Here is a 413-nt window from a genome sequence, read left to right as displayed (position 1 = left end):
CGAGGGCGAACTGGTCAAGACACATGCGGCACTTGAGCAGGGCAAACGCACCGACAAGAACGACTACCCGCCCGAGAAGATTGCCTTCCAGATGCGCACGCCGATCTGGTGCCGCGGCCAAGCCTCGCAGGTCGGGGACGCCTGCCGGCAGGTGATCGACCAGCTCCTGGAGGTCAATGCCCTCTATCGGCTCCGGGCCGCCCAGGGGGTGCTCGGCCTGCGCAAGAAGTACGGCGACACCAGGCTCGAGGCCGCCTGCGCGAAGGCGATCGCGGTCGGCGACCCGTCCTATCGGACCGTCAAGGGCATCCTGGTCGCCGGCACCGAGACCGACCCGGAACCCGAGACCGGCGACGCCGGCGCATCGGCCTTTCTGCACGGCCCCGAGGGTCTGTTCGCCGACGCCGTCATCC

General features: G+C 69.0%; 1 pseudogene. It reads left to right on the top strand.

The features are described from left to right. Positions 1 to 413 (top strand): annotated as a pseudogene (locus TN53_RS42615) (IS21 family transposase); the annotation flags it as partial.

Source organism: Streptomyces sp. WM6386, assembly GCF_000972385.1.
Classification (GTDB): domain Bacteria; phylum Actinomycetota; class Actinomycetes; order Streptomycetales; family Streptomycetaceae; genus Streptomyces.
Note: the sequence above shows the minus strand (reverse complement) of the source record. Positions and strands in the feature narration are given on the sequence as shown.